The organism is Methylobacterium sp. WL7, from assembly GCF_008040085.1.
Taxonomy (GTDB): Bacteria; Pseudomonadota; Alphaproteobacteria; order Rhizobiales; family Beijerinckiaceae; genus Methylobacterium; species Methylobacterium mesophilicum.
The window spans coordinates 1-9,588 of the sequence record NZ_VRVG01000165.1; the positions used below are offsets into that span (position 1 = coordinate 1).

Annotated in this window: 9 protein-coding genes; 6 read left to right on the top strand and 3 right to left on the bottom strand. The window is 70.4% G+C overall.

Annotated elements, in window-relative coordinates; translation table 11 throughout:
* The first annotated feature begins 125 nt into the window (after window positions 1-125).
* The 3 genes from rpoZ (at window position 126) to FV233_RS26220 (ending at window position 4,005) form a co-directional block, all read left to right on the top strand.
* Window positions 126-536, top strand: coding sequence for a DNA-directed RNA polymerase subunit omega (gene rpoZ, locus FV233_RS26210; RefSeq protein ID WP_147855510.1), 411 nt, complete (start codon window positions 126-128; stop codon window positions 534-536).
* A gap of 243 nt (window positions 537-779) precedes the next feature.
* Window positions 780-3,002 carry a bifunctional (p)ppGpp synthetase/guanosine-3',5'-bis(diphosphate) 3'-pyrophosphohydrolase gene (locus FV233_RS26215; protein ID WP_147855516.1) on the top strand — a complete coding sequence of 741 codons (2,223 nt, stop codon included), beginning with the start codon at window positions 780-782 and terminating at the stop codon, window positions 3,000-3,002.
* Between the two features lie 361 nt (window positions 3,003-3,363).
* Window positions 3,364-4,005 (top strand): NYN domain-containing protein, encoded by a 642-nt coding sequence (locus FV233_RS26220; RefSeq protein WP_147855511.1) that lies wholly within the window; start codon window positions 3,364-3,366, stop codon window positions 4,003-4,005.
* Window positions 4,006-4,008: 3 nt separating this feature from the next.
* Here the strand turns inward: FV233_RS26220 and FV233_RS26225 are convergent, their stop codons facing one another.
* Window positions 4,009-4,578: a peroxiredoxin gene (locus FV233_RS26225; protein ID WP_147899258.1), complete on the bottom strand. Its 570-nt coding sequence runs from the start codon at window positions 4,576-4,578 to the stop codon at window positions 4,009-4,011.
* Window positions 4,579-4,740: 162 nt separating this feature from the next.
* Between FV233_RS26225 and FV233_RS26230 the strand changes: the two genes are divergently transcribed.
* Both FV233_RS26230 and FV233_RS26235 read left to right on the top strand, forming a co-directional pair.
* On the top strand, window positions 4,741-5,082 hold the full coding sequence (locus FV233_RS26230) for a type II toxin-antitoxin system PrlF family antitoxin (protein WP_147855513.1): 342 nt from the start codon (window positions 4,741-4,743) through the stop codon (window positions 5,080-5,082).
* The gene (locus tag FV233_RS26235; protein ID WP_147899259.1) at window positions 5,079-5,582 is read left to right on the top strand and encodes a type II toxin-antitoxin system YhaV family toxin; all 504 of its coding nucleotides are present in this window, start codon (window positions 5,079-5,081) and stop codon (window positions 5,580-5,582) included. The genes FV233_RS26230 and FV233_RS26235 overlap by 4 nt, the downstream gene beginning before the upstream one ends.
* 21 nt (window positions 5,583-5,603) lie before the next feature.
* On the opposite strand, the gene smpB is transcribed toward FV233_RS26235, so the two are convergent.
* Together smpB and dapA are read right to left on the bottom strand one after the other, a co-directional pair.
* Complete coding sequence (smpB, locus tag FV233_RS26240) at window positions 5,604-6,077, bottom strand: SsrA-binding protein SmpB (protein ID WP_092043114.1); 474 nt, start codon at window positions 6,075-6,077, stop codon at window positions 5,604-5,606.
* Window positions 6,078-6,092: 15 nt separating this feature from the next.
* The gene (dapA, locus tag FV233_RS26245) at window positions 6,093-6,992 is read right to left on the bottom strand and encodes a 4-hydroxy-tetrahydrodipicolinate synthase (RefSeq protein WP_147899260.1); all 900 of its coding nucleotides are present in this window, start codon (window positions 6,990-6,992) and stop codon (window positions 6,093-6,095) included.
* 338 nt (window positions 6,993-7,330) lie between these two features.
* Here dapA and FV233_RS26250 point away from each other — a divergent pair, with 338 nt between their 5' ends.
* Complete coding sequence (locus FV233_RS26250) at window positions 7,331-9,583, top strand: transglycosylase SLT domain-containing protein (RefSeq protein WP_246690089.1); 2,253 nt, start codon at window positions 7,331-7,333, stop codon at window positions 9,581-9,583.
* The last annotated feature ends 5 nt before the right edge of the window (window positions 9,584-9,588 follow it).

The following is a 9,588-nucleotide window of genomic DNA, read 5'->3' on the forward strand; positions in this document are numbered from 1 at the left end:
CCCGTCCCCGCGCCCGCCAGACGCGCGCCGGGCGCAACCCGCTGTGCTTGTTGCACAACGGCATTCCGTGTAGAGTGCGGCCACACCCGACATCACCCGTCGCTTAAGCTGAGGAGCCGCCCCGCATGGCGCGCGTCACCGTCGAAGACTGCATCGAGAAGGTCGAGAACCGGTTCGAGCTGGTGCTCCTGGCGAGCCACCGGGCGCGCCTCCTGGCCGCCGGCGCCCCGCTCACCATCGACCGCGACCGCGACAAGAACCCCGTCGTGGCTCTGCGCGAGATCGGCGACGAGACGATCACGGCCGACGACCTCAAGGAACAGCTGATCCACTCGATGCAGAAATACGTCGAGGTCGACGAGCCGGAGGCCGAGACCGTGCCGCTGCTGTCGAGTTCGCCGGCCGCCGCCGCCGTGGCCCCGCAATCCTCCAGCGACGATGGGGCGGTCCAGTTCGACCGCATGAGCGAGGAGGACCTGCTGCGCGGCCTCGAGAACCTCGCCCCGCCGGTCGAGACCGACGACGAGGGCGAGTGAGCCCGAGCATCGAGTAGGGGCGTGTAAGCCTCGGAAAGCGAGCCGCACCACGTGGGTCTGGATGATCACGACCTGACCGCGACCGGACCCGGCGGAGACGCCGGGTTCTTGCGTTCGGACGGCGAAACCGTCGCAACCGGCGCTTTTCCCCCGCCGGGGGCTGGCGCCGGCACGCCCGTTGCGGGAGAGTCGGCCGTGATCCCGACCCCGCGTGCCACCCAGGAACCGACGACGTCCCGGCGGATGATGCGCCAGTACGAACTCGTCGAGCGGGTGAAGCGCTACAACCCGGCCGCCGACGAGGCGCTGCTCAACCGCGCCTACGTGTACGCCATGCAGGCGCACGGCACGCAGAAGCGCGCGTCCGGCGACCCGTTCTTCGCGCATCCCCTCGAAGTCGCCGGGATCCTCACCGACCTCCACCTCGACGACGCCACCATCGTGGCCGCGGTCCTGCACGACACCGTGGAGGACACCGAGGCGACCCTGGAGGAGATCCGCCGGCTGTTCGGGCCGGAGATCGGCGCGCTGGTCGACGGGCTGACCAAGCTCAAGCGGCTCGACCTGGTCTCCAAGCAGGCCGCCCAGGGCGAGAACTTCCGCAAGCTGCTCCTGGCGGTCGCCGCGGACGTGCGCGTGCTGCTGGTCAAGCTCGCCGACCGCCTGCACAACATGCGTACCCTCCACCACATGCGGGAGGACAAGCGCCACCGCATCGCCCAGGAGACCCTGGACATCTACGCGCCGCTCGCCGGCCGGATGGGGATGCAGGAGCTGCGCGAGGAGTTGGAGGACCTGGCCTTCCGCAACATCGAGCCGGAGGTCTACGCCACCATCACGCAGCGGCTCGCCCGCCTCACCGCCAAGTCCGAGCGGGTGGTCGAGACCATCGCGCAGGTGCTGACCGAGAAGCTGTCGGCCCAGGGCATCACCGCCGAGGTCAGCGGCCGGCAGAAGCGGCCGTTCTCGATCTGGTCGAAGATGGAGCGCAAGTCGGTCGCCTTCGAGCAGCTCTCCGACATCTTCGGCTTCCGGGTGATCGTGGACACGGTCCAGGATTGCTACGCGGCGCTCGGGATCGTCCATACCAGCTGGCCGATGGTGCCGGGCCGGTACAAGGACTACATCTCGACCCCGAAGCAGAACGATTACCGGTCGATCCACACCACGGTGATCGGGCCCAAGAGCCAGCGCGTCGAGCTGCAGATCCGCAGCCGCGCCATGGACGACATCGCCGAATACGGCATCGCGGCGCACGCCCATTACAAGGAACTCGGCAAGGACGTGCCCAGGGAGCCGGGCAGCGTCCACCCGAAGCTGGCCGCCGAGAGCGGCGCCTACCAGTGGCTGCGCCGGACCATCGAGCTGCTGGCCGAGGGCGACAGCCCGGAAGAGTTCCTGGAGCACACGAAGCTGGAGCTGTTCCAGGACCAGGTGTTCTGCTTCACCCCGAAGGGCCGGCTGATCGCCCTGCCGCGGGGCGCGACGCCGATCGACTTCGCCTACGCGGTGCACACCGACGTCGGCAACTCGGCGGTGGGCGCCAAGATCAACGGCCGCATGGCGCCGCTGCTGCACGAGCTCGCCAACGGCGACGAGGTCGAGATCAGCCGGTCGGACGGCGCCTCGCCGCCGGCCGCCTGGGAATCCCTGGTGGTGACCGGCAAGGCCCGGGCGGCGATCCGGCGGGCGACCCGGACGGCGGTGCGCCGGCAATATGCCGGGCTCGGCCGCCAGATCCTCGACCGGGCGTTCGAACGCGCGGCCAAGACCTTCTCGGAGGACAAGCTGCGCGGGGCGCTGCCGCGGCTGGCCCGCGCCACCACCGAGGACGTGTTCGCCGCCGTCGGGCGCGGCGAGATGTTTTCCGGCGACGTGGTCCGGGCGGTCTATCCCGACCACCGCGACGAGCGCCGGCCCTCCTCGCAGGGGGCGCTGAACGGGGCCGGCCGGCTCGTGCGCTCGGCCGACCAGACCATGCGGCTGACCTTCCCGGGTAGCGAAGGCCGCAGCGACGCCATCCCGATCCGGGGCCTGGCCGGCGACCTGCCGGTGACCTTCGCGCCGAACGGCGGCGCGGTCCCGGGCGACCGGATCGTCGGCATCCTGACCCCCGGGGTCGGCGTGACCGTCTACCCGATCCAGTCGGCGGCGCTCGCCGCCTTCGACAACGAGCCCGAGCGCTGGCTCGACGTCCGCTGGGACACCGAGGCCTCGGGCAGCGAGCGATTCCCGGCCCGCCTGGCGCTGAAGTCGATCAACGAGCCGGGGGTGTTCGCCCAGATCGCCCAGGTGATCGCCGACCACGACGGCAACATCGACAACATCTCGATGAAGCGCCGCACCCAGGACTTCACCGACATCACCATCGACCTGTCGGTCTGGGACCTCCAGCACCTCACGGCGATCATCGCGGAGCTGCGCGGCAAGCGACCGGTCAACAGCGTCGAACGGGTGAACGGCTGAGACCAGCCGACGCCCCGGCGCGGGGCAGATCTCAGGTTTTCCAGTCCAACCTCGGTAAAGGGCCGTCGTGGCGCGGGCGTATACACCGGGATACGATGAACGCCTTCGCGCGCGCGCGCGATCGGCGCCGCAAGAGGCACATCCCCTGCGATTGACTTGACACAGCTGCGTTTCAACCGAATGGTTGGCCCGCCCGGGTGACGGTCGCCCGGAAGGGGACCGTGCTTACGCGTCCCGGATTTCAATCCGTCTCGGTATTCGATCGCGACGATGCGGCCCCGGGTTTTCAGCCCCGGACCTCGACCAGCCGTTTCAGCACACGATTTCCGACAACCCGTATTCTTCAGGATTCGACCCATCCATGGCAGCACCGCAGCGCAGCGCCCTCTTCATCGACGGCGCGAACCTCTACGCGACCACCAAGGCCCTCGGCTTCGATATCGACTACAAAAAACTGCTCAAGGAATTTCAGGCTCGCGACAACCTGCTGCGCGCGTTCTACTACACCGCGATGATCGAGGATCAGGAATATTCCTCGATCCGGCCGCTGATCGATTGGCTCGACTACAACGGCTACCGCGTCGTGACCAAGCCCGTGAAGGAGTTCACGGACTCGATGGGCCGCCGCAAGTACAAGGGCAACATGGATATCGAGCTGGCGATCGACGCCCTCGAACTCAGCCCGCATATCGACCACATGGTGCTGTTCTCCGGCGACGGCGACTTCCGCTCGCTGGTCGAGGCGATGCAGCGGCGCGGCGTCAAGGTGACGGTGATCTCCACCATCCAGACCCAGCCGGCGATGATCTCGGACGAGCTGCGCCGGCAGGCCGACGAGTTCGTGGATCTGGCGAGCCTGTCGAACCGCATCGGCCGGGAGCCGAGCGAGCGCCCGGTCCGGGCCCCCGGCGAGACCGCCAGCCGCTACCGCGGCGAAGCCCGCCCGAGCCCGGCCCTCGAGAACCGCTACGGCATCCGCCAGCCGGACGCCGAGGAAGGCTGATCTTCAGGCGCTGCCGCCGTCGAGCCAGTCGATCACCTGCCGGGCGCTGCGGTCGGGCGGGAACACCGGGTAGAACACCCGCGCGACCACGCCGTCGTCGATCACCAGGGTGAGGCGGCGCAGCAGCACCTGCCCGCCCGCCTCGAACACCGGCAGGCGCGCGGCCATCGCGAAGGCGCGGTGCGGGTCGGCCAGCAGCGGGAACGGCAGGCGCAACCGCTCGGCGGCCTCGCGCTGGTCGGCACCGGTCTGGGTCGAAAGGCCGAAGACCTGCGCGACGCCGCGCTCTCTCAACGCGGCGTGGTGATCGCGGAAGTCGCAGGCCTGCGGGGTGCAGCCCCGGGCGCCGGGAATCGCGTCCCAGTCCGGCGTCAGGGCCGGCTTCCCCGGCGTGCCGGTGCGGGGATAGGCATAGGCCACCGTGCGGCCGGAGAGCTTCGCCAGCGAGACGGTCCGCCCGTCCGTGGCGGTCAGAGCCACGTCGGGCAGCTTCATCCCGCGCAGGTGATCGGCCGCGCCGTCATCCACGGGGGCGGGGAGGTCGGCGGGCAGGCTGTCGGGACGATCGGTCATGGGCGGCTCCTCTGCTGCCGCCAGAGTAGATCGCCGGCGGCCAAAGGCGAATCGCTCATCCCACGCGACGATTTCCGATACCGGCGACTGTGAACCGCTGGGATTGATCGATCCGCAATGCAAATGCATTACATTTCCAGGATGGGAATCGGGGTGCGTGCGATGGCGAAGGCAGCCGAGATTCTGGAGATTCCAGCCACGGTCACCGCACGGGGCCAGACGACCGTGCCTGCGGCGATTCGGCGGATGCTGGGACTGAAGAATGCGGGACCCATCGTGTTCCGAACCCTCGCCGACGGCACGATTACCGTCGCGAAAGGGGCGGATCCGCAGGCCGCGGAGGATCCTGCGCTCCGCCCGTTCCTCGCCCTGCTCGAGCGGGACATCGAGACACGCCCGCAGGCCATCGAGCCGGTCTCTCAGGATCTGTATGCGCGCGCAGCGGCCCTGGTCGATGGGATCGAGGTCGATCTCGATAGCGCGCTCCCGGATGATGAGGCGTGAGCGGCGCGCCGCTGGTCGTCAGCGGATGGGCGATCTATGCGCATCCGTTGTTTCTCGATCAGTTGGAGGACCTGATCTTGCAGGTCGAAGACGCGAAGGCGAAAGATCCCGACGGCTATCGGAAGACGCGCAGCGCGAAGCTGCTGGCCGCGGTCCTGAAGGTCGCTTTCGCGGTCATTCCCGAGGATCCGACCCGAACCGAGTACCGCCAGGGCGACACGCTTGGCGCCAGGCACAGGCACTGGTTCCGCGCGAAATTCCTCCAGCAATACCGGCTCTTCTTTCGCTACAGGGACGCGGATGGGCTCAGAGTGATCGTGCTGGCCTGGGCGAACGACGATCGGATGCTGCGGGCCTACGGAAGCCGATCGGATGCCTATGCGGTGTTCCGGAAGATGCTGCGCTCCGGCAAACCTCCCGACGACTGGAACACCCTGTTGTCGGAAGCGCGCGACGCGACGGCGCGGAGCCGCCTCGAACGCGTCCGCCCGCGAACCTGAAACGGCCGCCGTCCCGAAACCCTACCCCCGGTCCCGGAGCAGCCGCGCCCGGTCGCGCTGCCAGTCGCGCTCCTTGGAGGCCTCGCGCTTGTCGTGCGCCTGCTTGCCCTTGCCCAGCCCCAGCTCGATCTTCGCCCGGCCCTTGTCGTTGAAGTAGATCTTCAGCGGCACCACCGTGTAGCCCTGGCGCTGGGTCGCGCCGATCAGCTTGTTGATCTGGCGGCGGTGCAGCAGCAGCCGGCGCGGGCGCTTGGGCTCGTGGTTGAAGCGGTTCGCCTCCAGGTATTCCGGGATGTAGCAGTTGAACAGCATCAGGTCGCCGCCGGAGGGGCCCGCATAGGCCTCGCCGATGGTCGCCTTGCCGCCGCGCAGGGACTTCACCTCGGTGCCGGTCAGGGCGATGCCGGCCTCGAGCGTGTCCTCGATCGTGTAGTGGAAGCGCGCCGCGCGGTTGTCGGCGACGACGCGCCGACTGGGCTCCGGTTTCGGGGCCATGTTTCGTGACTCTCCTCAGCCTTCCAGAAGGCCGGCGTGGCGCAGGGCGTCGTCCACGATGCGGCGCGTCGCCTCCGAGACCGGCACCAGCGGCAGGCGCAGGTCCTCGGTCATGTGGCCGAGCTTGGCCAGCGCGTACTTGGTCGGGCCCGGGTTGGCCTCGGCGAACAGCCCGCTCTGGAGCGGGAACAGCCGGTCCTGGAGCGCCAGCGCCTTGGCGTAGTCCCCCGCCAGCGAGGCGTCCTGCAACTCGGCGCAGAGGCGCGGCGCGACGTTGGCCACCACCGAGATGCAGCCGTGGCCGCCCTGGGCGTTGTAGCCGAGCGCCGTCGCATCTTCGCCCGAAAGCTGGAGGAAGTTCGCCCCCATGGCCTGACGCTGCTGGCTGACGCGGTCGATCTTGGCGGTCGCGTCCTTCACGCCGGCGATGTTCTTCAATTCGAACAGGCGGGTCATCGTCTCGACGCTCATGTCGACGACGGAGCGCGGCGGGATGTTGTAGATGATGATCGGAATGCCGACCGCGTCGTTGACGGCCTTGAAGTGGGCGTAGAGACCCTCTTGCGTCGGCTTGTTGTAGTAGGGCGTGACCACCAGGACGGCGTCGGCGCCGGCGCGCTCGGCGTGGCGCGCCCGGGCCACCGCCTCGGCGGTGGAGTTGGAGCCCGCGCCCGCCACCACGGGGACGCGCCCGCCCGCCTCGTCGATGCAGGATTCGACCACCCGGTCGTGCTCGGCATGGGTGAGGGTCGGGCTCTCGCCGGTGGTGCCGGTCGGCACGAGGCCGTGGCTGCCCTGCTCGATCTGCCAGCGCACGAATGTCCGGAACGCGGCCTCGTCGAAGGCGCCGTCGCGGAACGGCGTCACAAGCGCGGTGAGCGAGCCCCGCAGGCGGCTCCCGGTCATCTCGGTCATCTCAGGCGTCCCAAAGAGGCTCAGCTGGGGTCTCGGCGGAATGGCGTGTCCCGGCGTTCTCGGGGCCGCGCGTCCGGCACGCCGTTCGGCGGCGGACGGGCAGACATAGAAGGTCGCGCCACGGTGCGCAAACAGATCGTGGCGAGGGTTTACGGGTTCTTAATGCCCCCGCGCCGATCTTCATTTCTTTCCACTCCGGTCGCGAGAAGGGGGGAAACGTGATCCGAGCCCAGTCGATCCGCGGTCCACTGATCCGAGCGCTGGCCTCGACGCGCACGCCGCTGGCGGCGGTCGCGCTGGTCACGACCCTTGGGGTCGTCACGACCCTCGGGGTCGCGCTGGCCGGCCAAGTCGGCCAGACCGGCACCGACGCGCCCGCCTCGCAGCCGACGCCGCCCTCGAGCGACGCCGCCCTGTCGCCCGCCCAGACCCGGAGCACCGAGGCCGATCTTGTCGCCGACCCGGTCGCGGCCGACGCCCTCAAGCTCGATCCGGCCCAGACCGCCAAGGGAGGCGAGAAGGGCTCGGACCGGGGCGAGGAGGCCGCCGTCAAGATCCCGGCCGCCGCCACCGCGTACGCGTCCGCCGATCCCGACGCCCCCGTGGCGTTCCCGCTGCCCGACGCCGCGGTGACGCCGGCCGCCCCGGTGCCCGAGGTCCCCGACCCGGGCAAGCCGAAGAGCGCGGGCGACACCGACCCGACGCTGCTGCGCGGCGCCATCGACCTCTACCGCAAGGGCCGGGTCGCCGACGGCGACCGGATGCGCGACGGCTTTACCGATCCGGCCGCGCGGGCGCTGCTCGAATGGGTGGCGATCCGCGCCGGCGCCGGCATCGGCTTCGCCCGCACCGTCGCCTTCACCCGGGCCAACCCGACCTGGCCGGCCGGGCCGCTGCTGCGCCGCCGGGCCGAGGAGGCGCTGCTGTCCGAGCGCAAGCCCCCGGCCCTGGTCCGCGCCTTCTTCGCCACCGCCAAGCCGGTGAGCGCGCCGGGCAAGTTCGCCCTGGCGCTGGCCCTGCGGGCCGACGGCTTCGACGGCGACGCCGCCGAGATCGTCCACGACCTGTGGCGGACCGAGAGCTTCGGCAAGAGCCTGGAGGCCAAGGTCCAGGATGCGTTCCCGGGCGTGCTCACCCGGATCGACCACCGCTACCGGATGGAGCGGGCGCTCCTGAAGGACGACTGGGAGAGCGCCGGCCGGGCCGCCGGCTACGCGGGCGGCGGCTATGCCAGCCTCGTGCGCGCCCGCCGCGCCGTCGAGGACAAGGCCGGCGGGCCGGCCGCGCTCGCCGCGGTGCCGCCCTCCCTGCGCGGGGACGCCTCCTACATCTTCTCCCGGGCGCAGTTCTTCCGCCGGGCCGACAAGCCCGAGGAGGCCGCCGCGATCCTGGCCACGGCGCCCAGCAACCCGGACGTGCTGGTCGACGGCGACGAGTGGTGGGTCGAGCGCCGGATCGTGGCCCGCAAGCTCCTCGACCTCGGCGATTCCAGGACCGCCTTCACGGTGGCGAGCGGCCACGCGGCCCGCACCCCCGAGAAGCGCCTGGAGGCGGAGTTCCACGCCGGCTGGATCGCCCTGCGGTTTGCCGGCGACCCGGCGAGCGCCGCGCAGCACTTCGCCCGGATGGCGACCATCGCGGAGAGCCCGGTCTCGCTGGCGCGGGCCGCCTACTGGCAGGGCAGGGCGGCCGAGTCCCTCGGCCAGCACGACGTGGCAAAGACGTTCTACGAGCGCGCCGCCCTGCAGCCGATCGCCTATTACGGCCAGGTCGCCCGGGCCCGGCTCGGCCAGACCAGCCTGCCGCTGCGCGCGCCGGCCGACCTCGAAGGCGTGGAGCGGCAGGCGTTCGAGGACCGGCTGTCGATCCGGGCCCTGCGCCTGCTCGGCGAGGCCGGCCTCAAGGACCTGGCGCTGCCGCTCTACATCGACGCCGCCCGGGACCTCACCGACCCGCGCGAGATCCAGGCGCTCGGCGACCTCGCCACCGAGATGAAGGACGCCCGCGCCCTGGTGGCGGTCGGCAAGCTCGCGGTGCAGCGCGGCCTGCCGCTCGACGCCCACGCCTATCCGACCATCGGGATCCCGACCTACGAGACCTTCACGGCGGTGCCGCAGGTGGAGCGGGCCATGGTCTACGCCATCGCCCGGCAGGAGAGCCAGTTCGATCCCCGGGCCCAGTCCGGCGTCGGCGCCCGCGGCCTGATGCAGATGATGCCGGCTACCGCCCAGCGCACCGCCCGCCGGGTCGCCACATCCTTCGACGTCGACCGCTTGACCAGCGACCCCGCCTACTGCGCCAAGCTCGGCCAGGCCCATCTCGGCGAACTGATGGAGGATTGGCGCGGCTCCTACGTCCTCGCCTTCGCGTCCTACAATGCCGGCGGCGGCAACGTGAAGAAGTGGATCGACGCCTACGGCGACCCGCGCAAGGGCGAGGTCGACGTGATCGACTGGGTCGAGCGCATCCCGTTCACCGAGACCCGCAACTACGTGCAGCGGGTGATGGAGAACCTGCAGGTCTACCGCTCCCGCCTGGACAACCGCAGCGCCCTGCTGATCGACGGGGATCTGCACCGCGGGGCGCGGTAGGGGCT